Here is a 25519-nt window from a genome sequence, read left to right as displayed (position 1 = left end):
ACTGGCCCCAGATAATAGGGCAATATGAGAAAATTTTTAGAGGAATGACGGACATGAAACTTAAATTTGCTGCCGTTAGTGCAATTGCCCTGGTTCTGGCTGCATGCTCGCAGCAGGAAGAGCCGACGCCGGTTTACATCACGCCTGAATACGACAAGTTCGGCACACCGAGCTGCCCGGCTGGAACCGAGCTGGCCACGACTGAAGCGGGACAGACCATCTGTAACCCGGTCGCTCAGTAAGAATTCTGCGGGCGGTCTTGTTTTGGCCGCCCGCTTACTCAACGCATCCGACCGCCCTTGTTGGGCGGTTTTTTTGTGCCCGCTTTAGGCCGGCGCGGGTCAGATCAGAATGCGTCGAAAATGGGCAATCATCGCCTCGCCAGCCGTCAATATCCGTGCCCAAACGACTTGCGGTGATAGTGTTGACGCCTTGACTCGTACCGTGGTGCATAAAGGTAGCGATAGGATTTCTTTTTTTGCTTTTGCTGAACGTAGGGCGCGTTCTTAGGGGCCGGTTTTGCGTGGTAGACTTTTGGTGTGTAGACATTCGGAGAGTAATAGTGCCGGTGAATGCGGATTTTATTGCTGTTATGAACATGTTGCGATTTTGACCCAACAACAACTTGGCCGCTCGTTCCAACGGTGATGCTGCCTGCAGTTGCCGGGCCAGAAAAAAGTTGGGACGCAAGTATCGCGGCCAAGCAATTGAATGAGATTGCACGAAAGTACGCCATGAAAACCCTCCTTCCAGCAAGTTGAGGTTTTCATTCATGGTCCGGGAAAATCCCGGCTCAAGCCAATAAACTTAAATCACGCTCTGCCCATCTGGGGTGAACGGGCATATTAGGGTCAGGTGCGTTTGCCCCATAAATCGTATTCGCCGGCCTCATCGATCTCGACCGATACGATGTCACCAGGCTTCAGATCATCGAAACCCTCATCGATGAACAGGTTCCCGTCGATCTCGGGCGCGTCCGCCTTGGTGCGGCACGTGGCGGCTTCGTCATCAACCTCGTCCACGATCACGTCGATGGTCTGGCCGACCTTGGCGGCCAGCTTAGCCTCGGAGATGGCCTGCGCTTTTTCCATGAAGCGTTCCCAACGCTCTTGTTTGACCTCGGCTGGAACGTGATCTGGCAGGTCGTTTGATCGCGCGCCATCGACGTTTTCGTATTGGAAGCAGCCAACACGATCCAGTTGCGCCTCGTCCATCCAATCCAGAAGGGTCTGGAACTCGGCCTCGGTCTCGCCCGGATAACCGACGATAAAGGTCGACCGCAGCGTGATGTCCGGGCAGGTTGCGCGCCATGCGGCGATCTCATCCAAAGTCTTGGCTCCCGCTGCCGGGCGTGCCATGCGTTTCAGAACGTCCGGATGGGCATGCTGGAACGGGATGTCCAGATAGGGCAGGATGTTGCATCCGGCGTCGGCCATCAGGGGGATCAACTCGCGCACATGCGGGTAGGGGTAGACATAGTGGAGCCGAACCCATGCATCCAACTGCCCCAGCTCACGCGCCAGATCGGTGATGTGGCTGCGCACCTCGCGGTCCTTCCACGGGTTTAAGTCATACTTCCGGTCCAACCCATAGGCGGATGTGTCCTGCGAGATCACCAGCAATTCACGCACGCCATTGTCGACCAGCTTTTCGGCTTCGCGCAGCACCGCGTGGGCCGGGCGGCTGGCGAGCTTGCCGCGCATGTCAGGGATGATGCAGAACTTGCATTTGTGGTTACAGCCCTCGGAAATCTTGAGATAGCTGTAATGTCGGGGGGTCAACTGTACGCTTGCAGCAGGCAGCAGGTCCACAAACGGATCAGGATCGGGCGGCACTGCCGAATGCACCGCATCCAGTACCTGCTCGTATTGATGCGGGCCGGTAACAGCCATGATGCGCGGGTGATGTTCGCGGATGTAATCCGGTTCCGCGCCCAGACAGCCGGTCACGATGACCTTGCCATTCTCGACCAGCGCCTCGCCGATCGCGTCCAGCGACTCGGCCTTGGCACTGTCGAGAAACCCGCAGGTATTCACGATCACGGCATCCGCGCCTGAATAGTCGGGCGAGATGCCGTATCCTTCGGCACGCAGGCGCGTCAGAATGCGCTCACTATCGACCAGGGCCTTGGGGCAGCCCAAGGATACCATACCGATGGTCGGCTGGTTCGAACGTGGCGTCTCGGGCATCCGGGCGGTAGGCGCCAGGTCGGGGCGGAGGTTTGGCGGGTTCGTTGTCATTGCGCGGCATATAGTGGGGAACGCTTCCCCTTGCAAATGCGGCGCAGGCTTTGGATGATCTTTTTAACGCATGAAAAAAGGCGGAGAGCAGAATATGAAGTGGCTGTTGCGCATAGTTTTCCTGTTGGTGGCGGTTTTTGGATTGGTCATCGGGGCCTTGCTGCTGATGCCCGGCGACAAGCTGGCCACCATATTGGCCGAGCAGGTCCGCACCCAAACCGGGCGTGACCTGAAGCTTACGGGTGATGTGAACCTGTCTTTCTGGCCCGTGCTGGGGCTGGAAACCGGTCCGGTGACTTTTGGAAATGCACAATGGGCCGGTCCTGAACCAATGCTGAGCGCCGAAAGCCTGGCCGTGGGGGTTGATGCTGCAGCGCTGATCTCCGGAGACCTACGCATCAAACGGGTGATTGCCGACAATCCGGTTCTGCGGTTGGAACTTTCGGATGGGCGTGGGAATTGGGAACTTTCGGCACCCGCAAACACAACCTCGGCGGGGGCTGCAAGCGGCGCGGCACCGCAAGGGCAGCAGGGCGAGGTGACGCTGGATCATCTGAAGCTGACGAATGCACGTTTGGTCTATATCGAAAACGGCGCAACTAAATTCGATTTTGCCAATGTCAATCTGGCGGCCAGTTGGCCGGACGTTTCGGCGCCTCTGCAGGTTCAGGCTCAGATGGCAGTGCCCGGGGGGGCGGTCGATGTCGACCTCAAGATTCAAGATCTGCCAGCTTACGCGTCCGGCGCGGTAACGCCGCTGGATTTGACCATGACCGCGCCCGGAGGAGAGTTCGGTTTTGCAGGCCGGGTCAATCTGGCTGGTGAAATGGATGGCAGATTGCTGGCCAAAACGACGAACACGGAACGTATGCTGGCTGCTTTTGGTCAGGCCGGTGTTGGGGAGCCATTGGGTCTTGGGCGCGAGGCTGACGTGGCCGGGCAAATGACCTATACCAGCGATGGTCGGATTTCACTGCGCAATTTGGTGGCGTTGCTGGATAATAATCGCCTGACCGGCGAGGCAGATATCGTTATCTCGGACCCGCCGCAGATTACCGCACGGCTGGAAGGCGGTGACCTGGATCTTACTCAATTCAATTATACGCCTGGTGGCGCTGGCGGAGGGTCGGCGCCGTCGCCTGACCAAGGGTGGTCGACCACCCCGATTGATGCGTCTGCGCTGGCCTTGGCGAATGGCAAAATCCGCCTCAAAGCCAATTCCATTGCCGTACCGGGCCTGACGCTGGGACCCAGCGATCTGACGCTTAACCTTGATCGATCCAGGGCGGTTCTTCAGATGAATCCTGCCACATTGTTTTCAGGGCATCTGAACGGGCAAGTGGTTGCCAACAACCGGAACGGTTTATCGGTCGGCGGCAATCTGACCGCGGATGGTATGGACGTACAGCAAGCTCTGTCCGCCCTTGGCGGGATCGAGCGGTTGTCCGGCACCGGATCAGGATCGTTTGAGTTTCTGGGAGTTGGACAGACCGAGGATCAGATCATGCGCTCACTCAGCGGCAAGGGTCGTGTGGACGTGGGCAAGGGCGTGATCTCGGGGTTTGATCTGGACCGCCTGATGGGCCGCAGCGGGGGTGAGGGCGGCACAACCGTATTCAACAGCCTGTCCGCCAGCTTCACCATGGATCAAGGGGTATTGTGGAACAACGACCTATTGATGGCGCTGGATAACTTCCGAGCCGACGGTTCCGGTCGGGTCGGAATCGGCAACCGCGATATCGACTATCTTTTCACACCTGTTGCGCTGCGCGCGAATTCGGGAAACGGCATCGCGGTACCAGTGAAAATCGTCGGGCCGTGGAGCAACCCGTCGATCAAGCCGGATCTGACCAAAGTCATTGAAGCTGTTGCTGAAGGAAAAGCCAAAGAGCTTGAAGATGAGGCCAAGCAGAAAGTCTTAGACAAAGTCGGGGACGAGCTGAACACGACGATTACGGACAGTGATCAGATCGAAGATGCGATCAAGAACAAACTGGAAGACGAAGTGAACAAGGGGCTGCTGAAGCTATTTGGCGGTAACTAATCAGCGCCAATACGCAAAGGTTTCGGGGCAGAAGATGCCCCGAAACGCAGTAGTGCTTAGATGGTCTGATCGTAGTCGCCCACGCCGGGTTCGGTGCGAATGACCGCGTCGATATCGGCAAAGATTGCGCGCATTTCGTCCTCGCTCTGGCTGCTTTCGCAGACCACAACAAGGTTCGGAGTGTTCGAGGATGCGCGCACCAGACCCCAGCTGCCATTGTCCAGAATGACACGAGCGCCATTGACAGTGACGACCTCTTTGATCGCGCGACCGGCAAAGGTATCTCCGGCATCTGCCTTGGCAACCAGCTTGTCGACCAACCGCTGAAGAATGTCATACTTCTCGGTATCGGCGGCATAGGGCGACATGGTCGGCGTCGACCAGGTTTTCGGCAGCGCTTTACGCAGGTCCGACATGCTTTGGTCAGGATTGCGATCCATCAGCTTGCAGATTTCAACGGCAACCCGCATCCCGCAGTCGTAGCCGCGCCCGATCGGTTCAGCCAGAAAGTAGTGACCAGACTTTTCAAAACCGGCGAGCGCGTTGATCTCTTTGACCCGACGCTTCATGTGGCTGTGGCCGGTTTTCCAGTAATCCGCTTTGACACCAAGGGCCTGCAATTCGGGGTCACTGGCAAACAGACCAGTGGATTTCACATCTGCCACAAAGGTCGAGTTCGGATACAATTTGGCCAGATCACGGGCCATGATCACACCGACCTTGTCGGCGAAGATCTCTTCCCCCTCATCATCCACAACACCGCAGCGGTCGCCGTCGCCGTCAAAGCCCAGAGCCAGATCAGCACCGCTGGCTTTCACAGAGGCGGACATGTCGTGCAACATCTCCATAGCCTCGGGGTTGGGGTTATAGTGGGGGAAAGTGTAATCCAATTGGGTGTGGCTGGGCACCATTTCGACGCCAATGCGCTCGAAAATCTCAGGCGCAAAGGCCGCAGCTGTTCCGTTTCCGGTTGCGCATACGACTTTCAGGGGACGGGACATTTTGAAATCACCGACCAGATCGTCGATATAGGCTTCTTTTACGCCCTCGACGAATTCGTAGGACCCACCGTCGTGGGTGACGCCTTCGCCGTTCAGGACAATGTCACGCAATTCTGACATCTCATCGGGGCCGTGGGTCAGCGGGCGGTCAAAGCCCATCTTCACCCCGGTCCAGCCGTTCGGATTGTGGCTGGCTGTGACCATGGCTACGGCGGGCACATCCAGATGGAATTGCGCGAAATAGGCCATCGGGCTAAGCGCAGGGCCAATATCTTTGACCTGAATGCCAGCCTGCATCAGCCCCAGGATCAGCGCATTCTTGATCGCCAGCGAGTAGTCGCGATAGTCGTTGCCCACCGCGATCACCGGTTCGATCCCACGCTTGCGCATCTGTGTGCCCAGACCCAAGCCAAGCGCGGTCATGCCGGGCAGGTTGATCTCTTCCGGGTATTTCCAGCGCGCGTCATATTCGCGAAAGCCGGTTGGCTTGATCATCGGATCGCGCAGAAAACTCCAGGTGTTCGGGGTCACCTCGGGGATGGGTTTGGTCATGCTATTGCTCTTACTCAAATCTGTATAGGATTGGCTTTGGCCAATGCATCAAAGCGCATCAAAGTGTCAATCAATTGAGGCATTTGGTCCAGATAGATCATGTTCGGACCGTCTGACGGAGACTTGTCCGGGTCTTCGTGTGTTTCAATAAACACAGCACCGACGCCTATGGCGGCAGCTGCGCGCGCCATCACCGGAGCAAATTCACGCTGACCACCGGTCGAACCTCCAAGCCCTGCAGGCTGCTGAACCGAGTGGGTTGCGTCCATCACAACCGGATAGCCTGTCGCCGCCATCTGCGGGAGCGAGCGCATATCTGTCACCAAGGTGTTGTACCCAAACGAGGTGCCACGTTCTGTCAGCAGAATATTCGAGTTACCAACACTCTCTATCTTGGTGACAATGTTCGCCATATCCCATGGTGCCAGAAATTGCCCTTTTTTAACATTGATCGCCGCGCCTGTTTGGGCTGCGGCCAACACCAAGTCGGTTTGACGGCACAATAACGCGGGAATCTGCAAAACATCACAAACATTGGCAGCGTCCGCGCATTGCTCTGGCGTATGTACGTCAGTCAGGACAGGCACCCCAGTTTGTTTTTTCACATCATCCAGAATGTACAGACCTTTGGCAATTCCGGGTCCACGGACACCTGAAATTGAGGTGCGGTTCGCCTTGTCATACGAGGCCTTAAAAACGTACTGCGCACCGGCGGCATCACAGGCTTCTTTCATTTTGCCTGCGATCATCTGCGCATGATCCGCGCTTTCAAGCTGACAGGGGCCGGCAATGACCGTCAGAGGCAGATCATTGCCGACCGTGAGGTCGGAGATTTTTACATGTTTCATGTGTCTTACGAGGATACCTGTTCACGAAGGACCGACGCGGTAAGCGAGATCAACAGGTAGATACCAGCAAACAACAGAAAAGCCAAAATCGTATTTTCGAACTTGCGCGGATAGGTGGGTTCCTGACTTGGCACCGGCCTTACGGACACCGTCAGATAGCGCACTTTGCGGTTTGCTTCAGTCCGTGTGGTTTCCATTTGCTGCATAGCTGTCTGCAGTATCATGTCCCTGGCAACAAGATCGGCCTGCGCCATTTGAATTCGTACACTGAGCCGGGCAAGCGAATTTTCGCCTGCAGACACATCCAGCATTTCCGCGTTGAGTTCTGCCAACACAGCCTCAAATCGCGCGATGTCCGCACGGGCACCATCCACCTTGGCCTGGTTCGGACGACGATTGTCCAGCAATGCGGCCAATTGTAGTTCTTTGTCCTGAATCTGCGTTTCCATGGCGTCTATGCGGCCACGCAAGCTGGCGATGACGTTCTGAGGGTCCAGCAACGCGCCTTGAATCTGAAGTTCGATCAGATCTTCCTGCGCTTTTCTGCGTTCCTGCTGGGCCATTTCAAAACCATCCAGCGCATCGCGCATCTGGTCTTCGCGCTTAAGTTCTGTAAGCCCGTTTATGGTTTCTTCGGCGTAGGACAGAAGACGGTCAGAGATGGCCACCGAAATCTGCGGATCAGGGGCCGCGACTTCCATCCGGATAATGCCGTCGCTCGGGTCGTACCCGATGGTGATCATGCGTCGGAAGAGCTTGTAGGCCTCTTCCAGCGTGGCGTCCGGCGAAAGCCGTTGAATAGGATCGATCCACTCCTGCTTGAAAATTTCTTCAAAGCCCATGTCACGTTCAAGCCTCAGCAAGGCATCCTTGGACTCCAGAAATTCCTGTGTGGCGACAGAATCCTGCGCGGTGGCATATTGTGTGCCCGCCAAAAACCCGCCAAACGATGCCCCGCCGCCGTCCGCCTGAAGGATCGAGAAGGCCGAGTCGCTGGCATACATGGGCGTCGCCACTCGGTAGAAATAGAACCCGACAATAAAGGTGGGCAGGAAGACGAAAACCGCAAGGCGGGCAAACAGGGCAAGCAGTTTGCGACGGCGGCGGCGGGCGATGTCTTTCTGTATCTCGCCAATTTCAAACTCGCGCCGTTGCGTAGGGGACATCTCCGGTCCGGGCAGGGTCCTTCCACCTTCGCTGACCGTTTGCGGCAAATGAATCGTGACCTTGTCCTTGGTCTGATCCTCGGTCTGTGCCGTTTCACCCGCCATCCCCAGCAAATTGGCGCGATGAAACGGATCGATGCCCTTTTGGCGCAGCAAACGCACCGCATCATAGTCCGAAGTCGCCTCCAGCCCGTTCTTCTGCGCCAGTCTGCGTGCCATCCGCAATTGACGCCCGGTCAGCCCTTCGTTTTTGATGGCGTCAATCTCGGTATTGGACTCTGAGTCATTGGCCGCAGCGGGTGGCCGCGTCGCGTTGCGAATGCGCGAAATGGCGTCAGCGCGGTCTTCTTCCGTTCCCGCATTGCGGCGTTTGCGGCGCCAGTTGTAGATGCTAGCCTTGGGTTTGGTAGTCATATAGCTGCTTTGCCTCTTCCAAGGTGTCGAACATATAAAGCTGGCCATCCATCAAAACGGCAGCCTCTTGCGCAAATTTCTCCAGCACGGCGGGACTGTGTGACACGATCACCAATGTTGTCGTGCGTAGTTTTTCCCGAAGGATGTCGCCGGCCTTCCTGTTGAATTCGACATCAGTCGACGCCGGCATGCCTTCGTCAATCAGGTACATGTCGAAATCCAGAGCTAACATCAAAGCAAACGTAAAGCGCCCCTTCATACCGCTGGAATAAGTGGCCAGGGGTTGGTCGAAATACTCCCCCAATCCGCATAGCCATTTGCAGTAGGCTTCGACATAATCGGGGTCCATCCCGTAGATGTTGGCGACGTAGCGCGCGTTTTCCAGGGCGGACAGTTTGTTTGCGACACCTCCGGTGAAACCCATAGGAAAAGATACCCGGCAGGACTTTCGAATCACGCCTTCATCGGGCTTTTCCAGACCTGCCATCATGTTGATCAAGGTGGTCTTGCCGGTTCCGTTAGGTGCAAGAATGCCAATCGAACGGCCCAGTTGGACCCGAAACGAGACACTGTCCAGGATCACCTTGCGGCGTGTCCCGGTCCAGAAGGACTTACTAACATTCTCAAACTCAAGCATTGAGGGCCTGCTGCTTGCACCTTGTTAATCTTACCGGATGTGTCGGTAATCGGGTTGTTATCCTACGTTTTATGTGGGCCATATTATGTCGAGTTTTGGTGGCAATGATCAATCCACTGGCACGTGTGCTGTTAGTATTGTGACTTTTCCATCGGTTGGACCCACGCATTGCGTTGACTATCTTTCAAGATGACCGTCAACCAATTTGATGCAGGAAACCTTGCCATCTGATGAATTCGCTACAGAAAGAAATCTCGGCCTGCCGAATCTGCGCGGATAGATTTGCCGCGACAGAGACCGCCCATCAGCCCCGCCCGGTGGTCTGGTTTCAGCCGGGAACGCCGATTTTGGTCGCCGGTCAGGCTCCGGGTGCACGGGTGCATGAATCGGGTCGGCCGTTTACCGATCCGTCCGGAGATCGCTTGCGGGATTGGCTTGGGGTGGATGAAGCCGTGTTCTACGACCGGTCACGGGTTTCAATCGTGCCGATGGCTTTTTGTTTTCCGGGTTATGATGCGCGCAAGGCGGATTTGCCGCCCCCCCCTGTGTGCGGCAAAACCTGGCACAACAAAGTCATGCAAACGCTGGGGGAGATGCCCCTGACTATTTTGGTGGGTGGGCATGCTCATAAATACCACCTGAATGTGCGCAGCTCGGTGACGGAAACGGTTCGCAACTGGCGGGACCATGCGCCGCGCGTCTTTGCCTTGCCTCATCCCTCGTGGCGGAATACGGCATGGATGAAGAAAAACCCGTGGTTCCAGACCGACCTTCTGCCGGTTCTGCGTGCGCGGGTGCAAGAGGTTCTGAATGACTGAAACCACCGCTTTGGACACTGCCCACACCGCAATGGCTGCCGCCCCAAACGATGATTCAGCGCGATTGCGTTTCTTCGAACGGCTTGCCGACAGCGAGCTGTTTCTGATGCTGACGGAAGAGGCGAAGGGCGAAAATATCTCGCCCGAGTTGTTTGACGTCGCTGATGGACGCTTCGTGCTGGCCTTTGACCGAGAGGACCGGTTAGCGCGGTTTGCCGAACGTCCTGTTCCTTATGTGGCGTTGTCGGGCCGGGTGTTGTCCTCCATGCTGGCGGGGCAGGGGATCGGGCTGGGCCTCAACCTCGAAGTTGCGCCGTCCTCTATGCTGATCCCGTCCGAGGCGCTGGGTTGGCTGGCGGAAACTCTGCAGCATGGACCAGAGGAGGTTCAGCAACGGTTGGCAGAGTTCTTGCCCCCTGCGGGTCTGCCCGACGATTTGTTGACCGCACTGGATGCGAAACTTGCCACGGCCGTTGGATTGGCTGAAGCCGCATATCTGGTGGGAACGAAGTCCGAAGGCGGCGGTTCCGGGCACCTGCTTGGGTTCATAGGTGCTGTCGAAGGCGCCGAGCCCGCACTCGCTAAAGCCACGTCCGAGGCGTTGACGTTTTCCGGGATTGAGGCAGGGGCAATGGATGTCGGGTTCTTCGGTGCGCACGATCAAGCAGCTGCCTCATTGGCGCGGGTTGGTTTGCGGTTCGATCTGCCGCAGCCAGAGGCTCGTGTTGTCGCGCAGACGATACCTGGCAGCAACCCGGATAAGCCACCCATTCTAAAATAGGAAAAAAGCCCCGCGCACGAAGGATCTGCGGGGCTTTGGGGATTATTCCGCAGCAGCTTCCAGTTTGTCCTGGGTGCGGGTTTCGAAATCGCTGGCCTCGTGGCGTTCGTGCAGCTGGGTATGTGGCTCACCGAATGGGCGGTTGACCATGCGGCCACGCTGTACGGCAGGGCGCGCGTCGATGGCCTTGGCCCACCGCATGACGTTTTTGTACGATTCGACATCCAGGAATTCCGCGGCGCTGTACAGGCGACCCAGAACCAGTTGACCATACCAGGGCCAGATCGCCATGTCCGCGATGGTGTAATCCTCGCCTGCGATATACGTCTTGTTGGCCAGTTCACGATCGAGAACGTCCAACTGACGCTTGGTTTCCATCGTGAAGCGGTTAATCGGGTATTCGAACTTTTCCGGCGCGTAGGCGTAGAAATGGCCAAATCCGCCGCCCAAATAGGGTGCACTGCCCATTTGCCAGAAGACCCAGTTCATGACTTCCGCACGTTCCGGTCCGGACTCTGGCAAAAACGCACCAAACTTTTCGGCCAGATGAAACAGGATCGACGCGCTTTCGAACACGCGTGTCGGCTTGTCGCCTGAGCGATCCCAAAGAGCGGGGATTTTCGAATTAGGGTTGGCCCCGACAAAGCCCGAGCTGAACTGATCGCCTTCGCCGATATTGACCAGCCATGCGTTGTATTCGGCACCTTCGTGACCCAGCGCCAGCAGTTCCTCCAGCATCACGGTCACTTTGACGCCATTGGGGGTGGCCAGCGAATATAGTTGCAGCGGGTGCCGTCCAACCGGCAGATCCTTGTCGTGAGTGGCGCCAGCGATTGGGCGATTGATGTTGGCAAATTGGCCGCCATTCTGGCTGTCCCATGTCCAGACCTTTGGGGGCGTATAGGTCGGTTGCTCGCTCATTTCTTGCCTTTCTTCGCAAAGTGCACGTGAATTGTCCGTCCATCACAACAGCTAATGTTGCAAAGCACCGAGTCCAACCCCCCAGAGCGCAGCGTTTTTGTAACAATCCTCACCCGACATCTCACGAATTCTCATTCAACGTCACAGCGACGCGAGGGGGACTTCGCAAGCGATCTGAATTGCCTATTGTATATTCAGACCCGCAAGTTCGGGCAAATCAACAACCCCGAGGACAAAAGGACTTACCACCATGAAACGTTTTGCCCTGACTGTAGCCGCGGCACTGACCCTTGCCGCTCCGGCCTTTGCTGGTGACCAGTATATTGACGGCACCGGGTTCGCCGTGTCCGGCTACGATGTCGTCGCCTACCGTGGCCTAGATCAGGTTGCGGTTGGCCAATCTCAGCCAGCACCTGTACGCGGCCGTGCAGACATCACTGCGGAATACAATGGTGCCACCTGGGCATTTTCGTCTGAAGAGAACCGCGACAAATTTCAGGAGAATCCAGCCTTCTACGCACCGCAATATGACGGACATTGCGCATACGGTGTTTCGAAGGGCGGCAAAGTCCCTGCGAACCCGAACCTGTGGCGGATCGTCGATGACAAGCTTTATCTGAACATCACCGATGTCGTCGTCGGTTTCTGGGAAGAAGACGTGCCCGGCAATATCAACCTCGCCGAAGGCAACTGGCCGGGGATCGAACCCGATGGCGCATCCTCCAGCGTGATCCCGAAATTCACTTCGGAAGGCCCGATTTCAAACTAGGTGGCCACTCGCCAAACCAAAGCCCGGCTCATTCCAGCCGGGCTTTTTCGTCAATGCGCAAACGAGAATTTGTCCCGCATCTGCTGATCGGCCTCGAACCGAATACGAACGCTTTTGGCACCGGGGAAGGTCCGGGCAATGATCGCGTCGGGGACAACAACTTCGCCGCCGCCGGAATCGTTCGATTGGAAATTCAAAACCTCTGTTTCCGTTCGGCGCGACCCGGCCAGAACTGACGTTGGCAGAGCAACGCGATTTGCCCCTTCGTAGACTGGCGTCGGGACAAAGAACGTTAAATGGCGCCCGAAAAACCCGACCGCATCCGGAACATGGTCTGATTTGCAGGCAAGCTCGGGTTCGGGTGTTACGATCTCGTCCGATCGGTCCGGCAATGCAGTGTTTAATAAAGCGCGGCATGCGTTAATGTCGGCTGTTTCCAGCGTAACAATGCGTCGCCGCAGCTTCGGACGGAGCGGTTTCCTCGGCCCGGTGCCTTTCCCGGCCAGCCCTTCCTTGCGCAGAAGGTCATAGGCTTCTTTGGCGCGGGTAAATCCAGAACTATCGCCTTCGGCTTGGTCAGGGTGCCCATGAAACGCAATGTTTCGCCAGGCGTTTCTGATTTCATCAGAGGTAGCGCTTTGATTTAACCCTAGCGCATACAGTGCCTCTGTGCGGGCATTGATCTTGTCAGCAGGTTCCATAACCCAAAATACTCATTACAAAAAATGTTACTGTCCCAGTTTGAACAGGACTGCGAACTTGTCAAATTTCACATAAAATTGAAGTGCCTGCAGGAACAATTGCGGCAGTGCGCAGCAATTGTTCTCAGTTTTATTCCTGCCAGTGAAGGCGCCCTTTTCCCGAGCCCCATTCAGGCCACGTTTTGCAGATCTGCTTTCGGCGTTATGCCAAGGGCAAAACACACATCACGCGTCAATTCCGGCCGGTTCAGCGTGTAGAAATGCAGTTTGTCCACGCCCCCGTCGATCAGGTCCGAGCACAGCTCGGTGCACAATGCTGTAGCCAGCAAATCCTCACGATCGTCGCGCACGGCCTTTTCAAACGCCTGTTCGACCCATTGGGGAATGCGCGTGCCGCATCGTTTGGCGAAATTGCGTGCACCTTTCCAGTTCTCGATCGGCAGGATGCCGGGCACGATAGGCTTGTCGATGCCGGCTTTTTCGCAGGCGTCCCGGAACCGGAAAAACGTCTCGGCCTCAAAAAAGAACTGGGTCAGGGCCTCATCTGCGCCTGCATCCAGTTTGGCCTTGAGCCACTCAATATCGGTGCGGGCATTTTGTGCCTCGGGGTGAATGTCGGGGTAGGCGCCGACTCGAATGTTGAATATCTCGGTCTCAGCCAGGGCCGAAATCAGTTCAACCGAATTTGCAAAACCTTCGGGGTGTGGCTCAAAACGATCCTGACCGCTTGGCGGATCACCGCGCAGGGCTACGATATCCTGTACGCCCGCCCGCGCGAAAGTATCCGCGATTTCCAGCGTTTCCTGCCGCGAGGCATCAACACATGTCAAATGCGCAGCAACAGGCAGCCCCGAGGATTTGTGCAGGGTCGCCACCGCATCGCGGGTCAGTTCCCGCGTTGTGCCACCCGCACCATAGGTGACCGAGACAAATCGCGGCTCTAACGGGGCCAGAGTCTGAACCGTGTCCCAAAGACGAAACGAGGCTTCGAGCGTCTTGGGCGGAAAGAACTCGAATGAAATTTCTGGCTTGGTCATCACGGCCTCATTTGATTGGTACAAGGATCTTGTGCCAGTTTGGGCAATGTGAGACAAACTCATATTATTCAAGAACAACATGAGTATCACTGCAATGCATATCGAATTCCGCCACCTGCGCACGATCAAGGCGATCCACGAATGCGGTGGGCTTGCCCGTGCGGCGGATCAACTTAACATCACGCAATCGGCGTTGAGCCATCAGATCAAAGGGCTGGAAGATCAGGCGGGGGTTGAATTGTTCCTGCGCCGGTCCAAGCCGATGAAACTGTCAGCGGCCGGACTGCGTCTGCTGCGTTTGGCCGAACAGATTTTGCCGCAAGTTCAGGCCACACAACAGGAATTCTCGTCGCTTCGGGATGGGCGCACGGGGCGGATGCATATCGCGATCGAATGTCACGCCTGTTTCGAATGGCTGTTCCCGGTGCTTGAATCTTTCCGGAAATCCTGGGGTGACGTGGACGTCGATATCCGCCCGGGTTTGGCATTTGACGCCCTGCCTGCGCTGCAAAAAGAAGAAGTCGATTTGGTCGTTTCGTCCGATCCAGAGGACCTGCCAGGCATCGAATTCATTGAACTGTTTGACTATGACGCTGTTTTTGTTGCTGCCTCATCCCACCCGCTGGCGCAGAAAGAGTTCATCGAGGCCGAGGATTTCCGTGGTCAGACCCTGATTACCTATCCGGTCGAGCGCACCCGGCTGGATGTGTTCAGCCAGTTGCTGATACCCGCGCGGGTCGAGCCGGCCGCAATCCGGCAGGTCGAATTGACTGCAGTGATCCTTTTGCTCGTTGCGTCGAACCGCGGTGTATCGGTGCTGCCTGATTGGGTTGTGCGCGAAGTGAAGTACAATTCCGACTACGTCACCCGCCCCCTGACCAAGGACGGCATCACCCGCAGGCTATATGCGGCAGTGCGCAGCGAGGACCTGGAAAAACCCTTTGTTCAAGAGCTGATCAAGCTGGCCGGGACCGAGGCGCGCAAGCTGCAAGAGCAATAGGCAAAAAACGAGGGTCTGCTATGCGCATCATTCCTCTTGGCAAGGGCGCTTTGCATCAGTATACGCGCGGTTTGACCGGACAGGAGCCTTTGGACAATGGTTGGCAGCGCAAACCTAAACATCATGATCAAAGCCGCGCGTAAGGCGGGGCGTTCTTTGGTCAAGGATTTCCGTGAAGTCGAGAACCTTCAGGTGTCGATGAAAGGCGCTGGCGACTTTGTGTCCAAAGCTGACATTGCTGCCGAGGCGATCCTGAAAGAGGAACTGCTGGGCGCACGTCCGACCTACGGCTGGCTGGCCGAAGAGGGTGGCGCCATTGACGGCGAAGACCCGACCCGCCGCTGGATCGTCGACCCGCTGGACGGCACCACGAACTTCTTGCACGGCCTGCCGCACTGGGCGATCTCAATCGCGCTGGAACATAAGGGCAAGATCGTCGCCGGTGTTATCTATGACGCCGCCAAGGATGAGATGTTCTTTGCCGAAAAAGGCGAAGGCGCTTGGATGAACGACATGCGTATCCGCGTTTCGGGCCGTCATCGGATGATCGAGTCGATTTTCTCGACGGGCCTGCCTTTTGGTGGCCGTTCGGACCTGCCTGCGACCCTGCAGGATTTGGCGCGTCTAATGCCTGCTTGTGCCGGTGTGCGCCGCTGGGGTGCCGCCGCGCTGGACATGGCTTATGTGGCAGCGGGGCGTTACGAAGGCTTTTGGGAGCGTCGCCTGAATTCCTGGGATGTGGCCGCAGGGATCATCATCGTCCAAGAAGCGGGCGGATTTGTTCAGGCGCTAAACCCTGAAGGCAACGTTTTGGAAGACGGTGAAGTGATCTGTTCGAACGAGCCGATTTTCGATCAGTTTTCCAAGGTGATCCGAGGCTAATCAGCCACATAGCAATTCCGTAAGCGCGCCCCGATTGAGGCGCGCTTTTTTTGTTTTCAGAGGGTCGCGCGTTGCGCCAGACCTGCTTCGTCCGCCAGCCGCGCGGCGACGGATGCAACAGCGAGGTCCTGCAGACCCACGCCAGTTCCGTCGAACAGGGTGATCTCGTCAGCACTGGTCCGCCCGGGATGATCGCCGTTGATGACTGCACCAATTGAGGTGATTTGTGTTTCGGTCAAAGTACCGCTTCCTATAGCGTGCTGCGCCTCACCGATCGTCGCGGATTGGGCGACCTCGTCGGTGAAAACGGTGGCCGAGGCGACCAGCGCCGGGTCGACCTCCATCTTGCCTTTCGTGTCTGTGCCCATACAGGCCAGATGCGTGCCCGGTTTGATCCAGTCTTTCATCAATAGCGGCTCGAATGCCGAGGTGATTGTGATGATCACATCCGATTGGGCACCAAGCTCTTGTTGACTGACGGCTTCGAATTCCAGTCCGATTTCCTCGGCGACAGCCGCCAAACGGGGCAGCATGTCGGGGTGCGGATTCCAGGCGACAACCTTTTCAAATGCACGCTGTTCTGCTGCCGCACGCAGTTGGAAGGTCGATTGGTGACCTGCGCCAACCATGCCCAGCACTTTGGCATCTTTCCGAGCAAGATGTGCGATCGAAACCGCTGATGAAGCTGCTGTTCGCACGGCCGTCAGGTAGTTTCCGCCTACCAGCGCAGATAGCCGCCCGGTATCAGGATCGAACAGAAACACCGTGGATTGGTGATTGGTCAATCCTTGTTCGGCATTGCCCGGCCAATAGCCGCCGGACTTAACGCCCAACACCTGTCCGTCCCGATCAAAACCGGATTTGAAACCATACAGCGCATCAGCGTAGCCCAGTGCCTCGCGAACGACCGGAAAGTTCCGCGCCCCACCGCTGGCCATTGCACCAAACACGGATTGGACCGCATCAAAGGCCTGTTGGCGGCCCACCAGCTGTTCGCACAGGTCTTCGCCTACTATCAGCAGGCCATCTTGCGTGGTCATAGCATCCCTCATCAATAAGCCTTTCCGCGGGCCGACACGGGCCACAGAGCCTCGACCTTGCCGTTGCGCACACCGACATACCAATCGTGGACGTTGCAGGTGGGATCACAATGCCCAGGCACCAGCCTCAGCTTGTCGTTCACCTTCAAAACGCCGTCGGGGTCGCCGATGACACCGTGCTCGTCCGAACATTTGAGGTATTGCACATCGTCGCGCCCAAAGATGAAAGGCAGGCCGCTATCGACCGATTGCGCCTTGAGGCCGGCGTCGCAGATGGCCTTGTCAGTCTTGGCATGGCTCATAACGCTGGTCAGAATGAACAGCGCGTTTTCCCATTCGCCCTGATCGATCCGTTTGCCGTTCTCGTCCAGAATGCGCCCATAATCCGCATCCATGAAAGCGTAGGATCCGCACTGCAACTCGTTGTAAACGCCTGAATTGCTCTCGAAGTAGTATGATCCTGTTCCACCGCCCGAAACCAGCTCGCAGTCGATGCCTTCGGCTTTCAAACCGTCAACCGCGTCTTTGACCATGGCGATGGCTGTATCCAGCTTCTCTTTGCGCGCCTCATAGGTGTCGAGGTGCTGCATCGCGCCCTGATAGGCCTGAATGCCGGTAAATTTCAGGTTGGGTGCTGCGTTGACTGCCTTTGCGATATCGACAACAGCTTGGGTCGTGGTCACGCCGCACCGACCTGCACCGCAGTCAATTTCGACAAAGACTTCAAGTTCCGTGCCGTGATCGACAGCGGCTTTGGACAGGTCGGCGACATTGTCGATGTCGTCTACGCACACAATAATGCGCGCGCCCAATTTGGGCAGTTGCGCCAACCGGTCGATCTTGGCCGGATCACGGACTTGGTTCGACACGAGAACGTCCTTGATGCCGCCCCGCGCGAAAACCTCAGCCTCAGATACCTTTTGACAGCAGACGCCAACCGCACCGCCGAGCTGTTCCTGTAGCTTGGCGACGTCGACGGACTTGTGCATCTTGCCGTGCACGCGGTGGCGCATACCATGAGCCTTGGCATAATCGCCCATCTTCTTGATGTTCCGCTCCAGCGCATCAAGGTCCAGGATCAGGCAAGGGGTCTGGATTTCGCTTTCATCCATGCCGATTGCAGCGGGGATGTCGAACCCGACTTCCAGTTCTTTGATGTTCACAGGTTTGTTCATGTCGTTCCTCCTTACCCTTTCAGCCAGGGCAGTTTGTCCAGATCCACGTTGCCGCCGGTGATGATCACACCGACGCGCTTGCCGCGGAATACGTCCGGGTTCTTGAGTATGGTTGCCAGAGGCACGGCCGATGACGGCTCCATCACGACGCGCAGGTATTTCCACGTCAGCTTCATCGCTTCAATGATCTCGTCGTCAGAGGCGGTGAAAATGTCGGTCACATTTCGGGACACGAAGTGCCACGTGTTCTCTTTCAGCGGCACGAGTAGCCCGTCGGCGATGGTTTTTGGCGCATCATCGGCGATGATGTGACCTGCTTTGAAGGACCGGTATGCGTCGTCCGCCTGTTCTGGCTCGGCGGCATAGATTGCGGTGTCGGGTGCCAGGTTCGAAACCGTCAGGCACGTGCCCGAGACCATGCCCCCGCCTCCGATCGGGGCGACGACTGCATCCATTCCGTCTGTCTGTTCCAACATTTCGGCCGAGCAAGTGGCCTGACCCGCAATGACGCGCGGATCATTATAAGGGTGCACGAACTCTCCGCCCGTTCTGGCCTGAACTTCGGCAAAGGTCGCCTCGCGGGATGAGGTTGACGGCTCGCACTCTGTGATCGTCCCGCCATAACGGCGCACGGCGTCCTTCTTGGCTTGCGGCGCGGTACGCGGCATAACCACGTTGCAGGGAATACCCCGCCGTCCGGCGGCATAAGACAGGGACAAAGCGTGGTTGCCACTGGAGTGTGTGCAAACACCCTTGGTCGCCATATCATCACTCAGGCCAAACACGGCGTTGCTCGCACCGCGTACTTTGAACGCGCCGGCCTCTTGGAAGTTCTCGCATTTGAAGAACAGCTGCGCTCCGGTCAGATCGTTCAAGTAGTCCGACACCATGATCGGGGTGCGCCGGATGAAGGGTTTGATCCGTTCATGCGCAGCGCGCATATCGTCGATCGTCAGATCCGCTGCGGGGATGTGATCCAGCATTGCCATCCTCCTCAGGCTGCGGCCTGGGCGCGGTCAGATGGGCCGGTGCGATAATAATCCTGCGCCGCCGCGACCCCGCTGCCCAAAGTGATCGGATAGTTCAGATCGGCCATCGCCATCTCGATTGTGCTGAGGCCGGACAGAACCATCACATCCGTCAGGCTGCCCAGATGGCCGATGCGGAACGCCTTACCATTCAGTTGACCCAGTCCAATACCAAAGGACACGCCATAAGCGTTGAACGCGTGGTCAGTGAGTGTGTTGCTATCATACCCGTCTGGCACGTAGATCGCGCTGACAGTGTCAGAATACAGATCGGGCGATTGCGCGACAAGTTTCAGCCCCCAGGCGTCGACGGCGCGGCGCACACCTTCGGCCAGTCGGAAATGCCGGGCATAAACATTCTCAAGCCCTTCTTCAAACAGCATCTTGAGGCTTTCGCGCATGCCGTAGATCAATTGCAGCGGCGGCGTATAGGGAAACCCGCCCGATGCATTGGCTGCCATCATATCGTCGAAGTCAAAGAAAGTGCGCGGCAGCTTGGCGCTTTTCATCGCGTCCTGTGCCTTGGGGCTGACGCACAGAATTGCCATGCCGGTCGCCAGCATGAATCCCTTTTGCGACCCCGACACGGCGATATCGACGCCCCAAGCGTCAAAGTCGAACGGCATCGAAGCCAGAGAGCTGACGCAGTCGACAAACAGCATCGCGGGATGGTTTTCCGAATCCATCGCTTGGCGAACCGCTGCGATGTCCGAACGCACCCCGGTGGCTGTTTCGTTGTGGGTCACCAGAACAGCGCGGATTTCATGCGCGCTGTCATCGGCCAAAGCGGCCTGAAACTGATCAGCGGGTGCGCCGGTGCCCCAAGGACATTCGACGATCTGAACGTCCAGCCCGTGACGCTCGCACAGGTCTATCCAGCGATGGCTGAACACGCCGTAGCGCGCGACCAGAACCTTGTCGCCGGGGCTGAGTGTGTTGGTAACGGCCGCTTCCCATCCACCGGTGCCGCTGGCAGGGAAGGTCACGATCTGGCCGGTCGTAGTACCGAACACCTTTTTCGTGTCCTCAAGAACGGGTGCAAAAGTTTCGACAAAATCCGGTGCGCGGTGATCCTGCGTTTGAACCTGCATGGCAAGACGCAACCGGTCTGGGATGTTGGTTGGGCCGGGTATGAAAACCGGGTTTTGGTTGGACATCTGTTATTCCTCCGCTTTGGATGTAAGTGTCCGGGAAAACCTCACGATGTGCAATTTTCTTGAAAAATATTTTCATTTTTGCGATTAAATATTTAACGCGCTGTATTTATGCGGTTTTTCGTTTTTCATTTTTGGATCTCAAAAATGAACGGTTCAGAATTAATCTGGCGTTGTGCAAAGGAGTAGGGCGATGGACAATCAGAAAAGACCGCGTGGCAGGCCCAAATCCCTGTTCAAGGAAAGTTCGGCCGGGACCATGCAATCGCTGGATCGGGCGTTGGGCGTTCTGACCACGGTTGCCCGGTTGGAACGCGCAGCGCTCAGCGATCTGTCGCGCGAAATTGATGTGCCGACGGCCACGACGCACCGGATCCTGGTAACCTTGCAGAAACACGGCTTTGTTTCCTTTGATGACGAGCGTCAGGAATGGATGATCGGGATCGAGGCATACCGGACCGGCGCCACGTTCCTGCGCCGCAACAGTGTGCTTGAAATCGGGCGGCCAATCCTGAGACGTCTTATGCAGGACAGCGGTGAGACCGCCAACCTAGCGGTACCGGATGGGTCCGAAGTAGTCTTTGTCGGTCAGGTCGAAACTCCGAACCCCATTCGCGCCTTTTTCCCGCCCGGGGCACGAACGCCGATGTATGCCTCTGGCACTGGCAAGGCGATCCTTGCCGCGATGACCGAAATGGGGTTGGCCAAAACGCTTGGGGCGATTGATCCGGTGGAATTCACCGCGAACACGCAGATACCGGGCGACGGACTACAACAGGATCTTGCCAAGACCCGCGCACGCGGCTGGTCGCATGACCGGGAAGAAAGATATCAGGGCATGTCCTGTATCGGCTCGGCGATTTTCAATGACCGGGGAGAGCCATGTGCAGGGATCTCGGTATCGGGTCCGACCGCTCGGTTTGGCGTGGATCGAGCGCATGCGCTGGGTGAATTGGTTCTGGCCGCAGCGCGGGAAATCACCCACCTAAGCGGCGGCCAGATACCGAAACCCTGATGTCCCTGCTACTTGCGTGGTACGCGGGGAATACGGGACTGAGTTAGCTTGTACTTGTGTTCAGGATGCGGCGGATGGCCGTGCGTGCGGCCCCAAAAATCAGTGCCACCGCGCCGCAGCCAGATTGGGATGCACAAAATCAGACCCACGAAAAACCCACCCGTATGCGCCCAATAGGCCACCCCGCCTTCATCCGGGTTGCTGGCCAGACTGCCAAAGAACTGCATAGCCAACCAGACCCCCAGCATGACAAAGGCAGGTATCGTGAATATGCGGAAATAGACAATGAGGATCAGCAGGATATCCACGCGGGCCTTGGGGAACAGCAGCAGGTAACCGCCCATAACCCCCGCAATCGCACCGGATGCCCCAATGGTCGGCACGACCGAGCCCGGCGCTGTGAAGACATGGATCAGACCCGCGCCGATCCCGGCTGCAGTATAGAACAACAGAAAGGGCAGGTGGCCCATTTCATCTTCGAGGTTGTCGCCGAAAATCCACAGGAACAGCATGTTTCCGGCCAGATGCATCCAACCTCCGTGCAGGAACATCGAGGTCACCAGTGTCTCAAACGCAAAACCGTCAGTGATCCGCGCCGGGATAATCGCATAGTCGTAGTACAGCTGATTGATCAGCCGAGCATCGTTCATGATGCCCACATAGCTGAGGAATATCAGGATATTGGCCGCCATCAGCAGATAGACGACATAGGGTGTTCGCCCCGAAGGGTTATGGTCGCGGATTGGAAACATGAGGCGACGCTGGGCTTTTCCCGGCCCAGCGTCAAGGCATGCTTACGCCGCACCCCCAAGCAATGCGGCATTGCCGCCCGCGGCTGTTGTATCAACGCACAGGTGGCGCTCGGCCAGGACTCGTGCGCGGTCCGGAAGACCGGGGATCAGCGGCAGGATCGGACCGTCCCGGCGGGCGAGGTGACGTTCGATCCCACGCGCTGTGTCGTCATCGCCCCACCAAAGAACGCCCGATATCCCGGTCACGTTCTCCAACCGATGCAAGTCTAGCGAACCGGTCGCCTGAATGGCCGTTCCCCCCAGCGCCTGAACGGCGTCGGCTTGCGCGCGCGCGGCCTCGGCTCCGGGACCCATGCACAGCAATGGCGCGCGTGGGAATTCGCTTAACCGGTTGGATTCGCCCGTCGGGCCGGGCAGGGATTGGGTCTGCACCGACGCGGGCGTACCCTGAACATCGGGAAGCTCGCTCAATGGGCTATCCCATTGCTCGACGGACTGCTGCCGGTCCGGGGCGCAGAACCGCGTCATGTAATTCGGCCCACCCGCCTTGGGGCCTGTTCCCGAAAGCCCCTCACCTCCAAATGGCTGAGATCCAACGATGGCACCAATCTGGTTGCGGTTGACGTAGATATTACCGGCATGCACTGCTTCGGTGATGTGCTGTACGCGGTCGTCGATGCGTGTATGCAAGCCAAAAGTCAGCCCGTATCCGGTTGCGTTAATGTCGGCTATGACCTGATCGATCTCGGATGCCTTGAAACGCGCAACGTGAAGGACAGGGCCAAAGATCTCACGTTTCAGCGCGGCAATATCCGGGATTTCAATCAGTGTCGGTGCGATGAACGTGCCCTCTGGCGGTACGGGCATTTCTTTCAGAACGCGGCCTTCGGTGCGGGCATTGGCGACGTGATCTGAAATGCCCTGGCGCGCCGCCTCGTCAATAACCGGTCCGCAATCGGTCGAGATTAACCACGGATCACCAACCTGCAGGACCTCCATTGCACCGGACAGCATTGTCAGCAAATCGTCGGCGATATCTTCCTGGACATAGAGGCACCGCAAGGCAGAACACCGCTGCCCGGCGGATTGAAACGCGCTTTCGATGATAGACTGAACGGCCTGTTCAGGTAGGGCGGTACTGTCCACGATCATCGCGTTCAACCCGCCGGTCTCGGCGATCAGAGGCGTGCCGGGGCGCAGGTTGTCGGCCATGGCTGCGCGTATTTTCAACGCGGTCGCCGTCGATCCGGTAAACGCCACGCCGGATACGCGCGGGTCAGAAGTCAACGCCGCACCAACGGATGGGCCGCCGGGCAATAATTGCAGCACATCGCGGGGAACTCCGGCCTCGTGCAGCAATTGAACGGCCCGATGCGAGATCAGCGGCGTTTGAGGTGCGGGCTTGGCCAGGACCGCATTGCCAGTGGCCAAGGCCGCTGAAATTTGGCCTGTGAAGATCGCCAAGGGGAAGTTCCACGGGCTGATGCAGGTGAAAACGCCTGCCGGTTCCGCATCGGGAATGTTCGCAGCGTAGTAGCGCAGGAAATCGACCGCCTCACGCAGTTCGGCAACGGCATCGGGCAAGGACTTACCTGCCTCGCGCGCGAGCAAGGCGAAAAGCTCGCCAAAATGAGCCTCATATAGATCGGCAGCAGTATTCAAGATACGCGACCGTTCTGCTGGTGGTGCCTGCCACGGTGCCGCGGAATTCAGGGCAAGCTCGACATCCTCGGCGCTGGCAGGGGCGATTGCTCCGGGGCGATCCTGTGGTTGGGCCGGATTGGTGACCGGTTGATCCTGTTCCGGGCTTGCATCGCCGGACAGCAGCGGCTGGGCATACCAGTGGTGCGCCCGGAAAGCATCCCTCGCGGCGTCGATCTTGTCCAATGTCGGGGTGTGGTGAAGGTCGAAACCCTTCGAATTGACGCGTTCCGGTTGGAACAGGTTCGGTCCGGTTGGCAGCGGTCGTGCCTGATCCACAATGGTCAGGAACGGATCAGCGGCGACCTCTTCCGGCGGAACGTTCTCGTCCACGATTTGGTTTACGAATGACGAGTTCGCACCGTTTTCCAGCAGACGCCGCACCAGATAGGCCAGCAGATCGCGATGCGCCCCGACCGGCGCATAGATCCGGCACCGTGTGTCGTTTTGGTCTTTGACAAGCTGGTGCAGGGTTTCGCCCATCCCATGCAGGCGCTGGAATTCGAATGGCTGGTCATCGGCCATATGAAGGATCGCACTGACCGTATGGGCGTTGTGGGTGGCAAATTGCGGGTAAATTCGATCGGTCATACCCAGCAGTTTGCGCGCATTTGAGATGTAGGAAATGTCCGTGGCCGCCTTGCGGGTGAACACGGGAAAGCCATCGATGCCTTCAACCTGAGCTCTTTTGACCTCGGTATCCCAGTAGGCCCCTTTGACCAAACGAACCATCAGCTTTCGTTCGTGACGCCCGGCCATGTCATACAGTGTGTCCAGCACGATCCCGGCGCGCGGGCCATAAGCCTGAACGACGATACCCAGGCCGTCCCAACGATCCAGGGCCGGTTCGGCCATCACCGCCTCGATCACCTGCAGAGACAAGGAAAGGCGGTCTGCTTCTTCGGCGTCCACATTCAGGCCCATGCCTGCCGCCTTAGCCAAAAGGGCCAAAGCCCGCAAACGGGGCACCAGTTCTTCCATGACTTCTGCTTCTTGCGCCAACTCGTAGCGTGGATGGAGCGCCGACAGCTTAACAGACATCCCCGGATTGGCCCGGATATCGTCGTGAATACAGGCTTCGGCGATTGCAGCAATCGCCCGTGAGTAGGACAGGTGATAGCGGGCGGCATCGGCCTCGGTTCGTGCCGCTTCGCCCAGCATGTCGTAGGAATAGGTGTAGCGTTTTGCCTCCATACCGCTGGCGCGATCCATGGCGGATTTGATCGTCTCGCCCAGCACAAACTGGCGGCCCATTTCCTTCATTGCGCGCCCGACTGCCGTGCGGATCACGGGTTCGCCCAGACGTTTTATCGCACCGCGCAAGACACCGACCGGAGAGGTCCTGTCTTCGTCCAGAACCTTGCCCGTCAACATCAGGGCCCACGTGGACGCGTTGACCAGCGACGAAGAAGACCGACCCAGATGCTTGCCCCAATCCGATGGGGCGATCTTGTCCTCGATCAGCGCGTCGATGGTGTCGGCATCGGGTACGCGCAGCAGCGCCTCGGCCAGACACATCAGCGCGATGCCTTCGTCGGTGGACAGGCCGTATTCGGCCAGGAACACTTCCATCATACCGGGTGAGGTGCTGGATCGGATGTCACGCACCAATTGCGCCGCAGCCGCGCAGATCGCGGTGCGGTCGGCTTCGCTCAGATCAGCATTTGCGATCAACGCGTCAAGAATTTCCGACGGATCGGCATAGGTTTTGGCATCAATGCGTGCGCGCAGGCTGTGTGACATGTGTCCTCCGGTCTTTTGAGTAATATAGTGTCGATTTTCCGGGACGATTGCCTTAGTTTTATCTACGGCTAGGCGATTGGCCTGATTTCAGGGGTTTGAG

22 protein-coding genes are annotated in these 25519 nt (G+C 57.6%); 8 read left to right on the top strand and 14 right to left on the bottom strand.

What is annotated here, in order from left to right:
* Positions 1 to 53: 53 nt before the first annotated feature.
* On the top strand, positions 54 to 242 hold the full coding sequence (locus tag AC2FFH_RS02105) for a hypothetical protein (protein WP_058275732.1): 189 nt from the start codon (positions 54 to 56) through the stop codon (positions 240 to 242).
* Positions 243 to 851: 609 nt separating this feature from the next.
* On the opposite strand, the gene rimO is transcribed toward AC2FFH_RS02105, so the two are convergent.
* Complete coding sequence (gene rimO, locus AC2FFH_RS02100) at positions 852 to 2240, bottom strand: 30S ribosomal protein S12 methylthiotransferase RimO (RefSeq protein WP_496769027.1); 1389 nt, start codon at positions 2238 to 2240, stop codon at positions 852 to 854.
* A 94-nt stretch (positions 2241 to 2334) separates the two neighbouring features.
* On the opposite strand from rimO, the gene AC2FFH_RS02095 reads away from it, so the two are divergent.
* Positions 2335 to 4284, top strand: a complete 1950-nt coding sequence (locus AC2FFH_RS02095; RefSeq protein ID WP_496843623.1) for an AsmA family protein — start codon at positions 2335 to 2337, stop codon at positions 4282 to 4284.
* A gap of 56 nt (positions 4285 to 4340) precedes the next feature.
* Here AC2FFH_RS02095 and AC2FFH_RS02090 read toward each other — a convergent pair whose 3' ends face one another.
* From AC2FFH_RS02090 to AC2FFH_RS02075, 4 genes are read right to left on the bottom strand one after another with little or no spacing between them, the layout of a single operon-like run.
* Positions 4341 to 5837 carry a phosphomannomutase/phosphoglucomutase gene (locus AC2FFH_RS02090; RefSeq protein ID WP_496843622.1) on the bottom strand — a complete coding sequence of 499 codons (1497 nt, stop codon included), beginning with the start codon at positions 5835 to 5837 and terminating at the stop codon, positions 4341 to 4343.
* A 14-nt stretch (positions 5838 to 5851) separates the two neighbouring features.
* Positions 5852 to 6685, bottom strand: coding sequence for a 3-deoxy-8-phosphooctulonate synthase (kdsA, locus tag AC2FFH_RS02085; protein ID WP_496843621.1), 834 nt, complete (start codon positions 6683 to 6685; stop codon positions 5852 to 5854).
* A 5-nt stretch (positions 6686 to 6690) separates the two neighbouring features.
* Positions 6691 to 8265, bottom strand: coding sequence for a KpsE/RkpR family capsule polysaccharide export protein (locus AC2FFH_RS02080; RefSeq protein WP_496769020.1), 1575 nt, complete (start codon positions 8263 to 8265; stop codon positions 6691 to 6693).
* Positions 8243 to 8902 carry an ABC transporter ATP-binding protein gene (locus AC2FFH_RS02075; RefSeq protein ID WP_282151737.1) on the bottom strand — a complete coding sequence of 220 codons (660 nt, stop codon included), beginning with the start codon at positions 8900 to 8902 and terminating at the stop codon, positions 8243 to 8245. The genes AC2FFH_RS02080 and AC2FFH_RS02075 overlap by 23 nt, the downstream gene beginning before the upstream one ends.
* 230 nt (positions 8903 to 9132) lie before the next feature.
* Here AC2FFH_RS02075 and AC2FFH_RS02070 point away from each other — a divergent pair, with 230 nt between their 5' ends.
* The gene (locus AC2FFH_RS02070; RefSeq protein WP_496781606.1) at positions 9133 to 9720 is read left to right on the top strand and encodes a uracil-DNA glycosylase family protein; all 588 of its coding nucleotides are present in this window, start codon (positions 9133 to 9135) and stop codon (positions 9718 to 9720) included.
* Positions 9713 to 10501, top strand: a complete 789-nt coding sequence (locus AC2FFH_RS02065) for an SseB family protein (protein ID WP_496769017.1) — start codon at positions 9713 to 9715, stop codon at positions 10499 to 10501. The genes AC2FFH_RS02070 and AC2FFH_RS02065 overlap by 8 nt, the downstream gene beginning before the upstream one ends.
* Positions 10502 to 10543: 42 nt before the next feature.
* On the opposite strand, the gene yghU is transcribed toward AC2FFH_RS02065, so the two are convergent.
* On the bottom strand, positions 10544 to 11422 hold the full coding sequence (gene yghU / locus AC2FFH_RS02060; protein WP_496769015.1) for a glutathione-dependent disulfide-bond oxidoreductase: 879 nt from the start codon (positions 11420 to 11422) through the stop codon (positions 10544 to 10546).
* Positions 11423 to 11672: 250 nt separating this feature from the next.
* Between yghU and AC2FFH_RS02055 the strand changes: the two genes are divergently transcribed.
* Complete coding sequence (locus AC2FFH_RS02055) at positions 11673 to 12191, top strand: YHS domain-containing (seleno)protein (RefSeq protein WP_058275938.1); 519 nt, start codon at positions 11673 to 11675, stop codon at positions 12189 to 12191.
* A gap of 50 nt (positions 12192 to 12241) precedes the next feature.
* Here AC2FFH_RS02055 and AC2FFH_RS02050 read toward each other — a convergent pair whose 3' ends face one another.
* Positions 12242 to 12892: a J domain-containing protein gene (locus tag AC2FFH_RS02050; protein ID WP_496843620.1), complete on the bottom strand. Its 651-nt coding sequence runs from the start codon at positions 12890 to 12892 to the stop codon at positions 12242 to 12244.
* Between the two features lie 170 nt (positions 12893 to 13062).
* A complete protein-coding gene (gene metF / locus AC2FFH_RS02045; RefSeq protein WP_496843618.1) occupies positions 13063 to 13929 on the bottom strand; it encodes a methylenetetrahydrofolate reductase [NAD(P)H] in 867 nt (288 codons plus the stop codon).
* Positions 13930 to 14023: 94 nt separating this feature from the next.
* Here metF and AC2FFH_RS02040 point away from each other — a divergent pair, with 94 nt between their 5' ends.
* Both AC2FFH_RS02040 and AC2FFH_RS02035 read left to right on the top strand, forming a co-directional pair.
* A complete protein-coding gene (locus AC2FFH_RS02040) occupies positions 14024 to 14929 on the top strand; it encodes a LysR family transcriptional regulator (protein ID WP_496843779.1) in 906 nt (301 codons plus the stop codon).
* Between the two features lie 96 nt (positions 14930 to 15025).
* Positions 15026 to 15811 (top strand): inositol monophosphatase family protein, encoded by a 786-nt coding sequence (locus tag AC2FFH_RS02035; RefSeq protein WP_496724101.1) that lies wholly within the window; start codon positions 15026 to 15028, stop codon positions 15809 to 15811.
* A 56-nt stretch (positions 15812 to 15867) separates the two neighbouring features.
* On the opposite strand, the gene bhcD is transcribed toward AC2FFH_RS02035, so the two are convergent.
* The 4 genes from bhcD to bhcA are packed head-to-tail and all read right to left on the bottom strand — an operon-like array spanning position 15868 to position 20211.
* Complete coding sequence (bhcD, locus tag AC2FFH_RS02030) at positions 15868 to 16851, bottom strand: iminosuccinate reductase BhcD (RefSeq protein ID WP_496769011.1); 984 nt, start codon at positions 16849 to 16851, stop codon at positions 15868 to 15870.
* An 11-nt stretch (positions 16852 to 16862) separates the two neighbouring features.
* On the bottom strand, positions 16863 to 18026 hold the full coding sequence (gene bhcC / locus AC2FFH_RS02025; RefSeq protein WP_496843617.1) for a 3-hydroxy-D-aspartate aldolase BhcC: 1164 nt from the start codon (positions 18024 to 18026) through the stop codon (positions 16863 to 16865).
* 11 nt (positions 18027 to 18037) lie between these two features.
* On the bottom strand, positions 18038 to 19009 hold the full coding sequence (gene bhcB, locus AC2FFH_RS02020; RefSeq protein WP_496769008.1) for a beta-hydroxyaspartate dehydratase BhcB: 972 nt from the start codon (positions 19007 to 19009) through the stop codon (positions 18038 to 18040).
* 11 nt (positions 19010 to 19020) lie between these two features.
* Positions 19021 to 20211 carry an L-aspartate--glyoxylate aminotransferase BhcA gene (gene bhcA, locus AC2FFH_RS02015; protein WP_496724108.1) on the bottom strand — a complete coding sequence of 397 codons (1191 nt, stop codon included), beginning with the start codon at positions 20209 to 20211 and terminating at the stop codon, positions 19021 to 19023.
* Positions 20212 to 20401: 190 nt separating this feature from the next.
* On the opposite strand from bhcA, the gene AC2FFH_RS02010 reads away from it, so the two are divergent.
* Positions 20402 to 21223, top strand: a complete 822-nt coding sequence (locus tag AC2FFH_RS02010; protein WP_496843616.1) for an IclR family transcriptional regulator — start codon at positions 20402 to 20404, stop codon at positions 21221 to 21223.
* Positions 21224 to 21231: 8 nt separating this feature from the next.
* Here AC2FFH_RS02010 and AC2FFH_RS02005 read toward each other — a convergent pair whose 3' ends face one another.
* Together AC2FFH_RS02005 and putA are read right to left on the bottom strand one after the other, a co-directional pair.
* Positions 21232 to 21975, bottom strand: coding sequence for a rhomboid family intramembrane serine protease (locus AC2FFH_RS02005; RefSeq protein ID WP_496843615.1), 744 nt, complete (start codon positions 21973 to 21975; stop codon positions 21232 to 21234).
* A gap of 42 nt (positions 21976 to 22017) precedes the next feature.
* Positions 22018 to 25419: a bifunctional proline dehydrogenase/L-glutamate gamma-semialdehyde dehydrogenase PutA gene (gene putA / locus AC2FFH_RS02000; protein ID WP_496843614.1), complete on the bottom strand. Its 3402-nt coding sequence runs from the start codon at positions 25417 to 25419 to the stop codon at positions 22018 to 22020.
* Between the last annotated feature and the right edge of the window lie 100 nt (positions 25420 to 25519).

The sequence above is a fragment of the Ruegeria sp. YTSC003 genome (assembly GCF_059609785.1).
The sequence above is the reverse complement of the archived record's forward strand: the minus strand, read 5'-3'. Positions and strand labels throughout refer to the sequence as shown.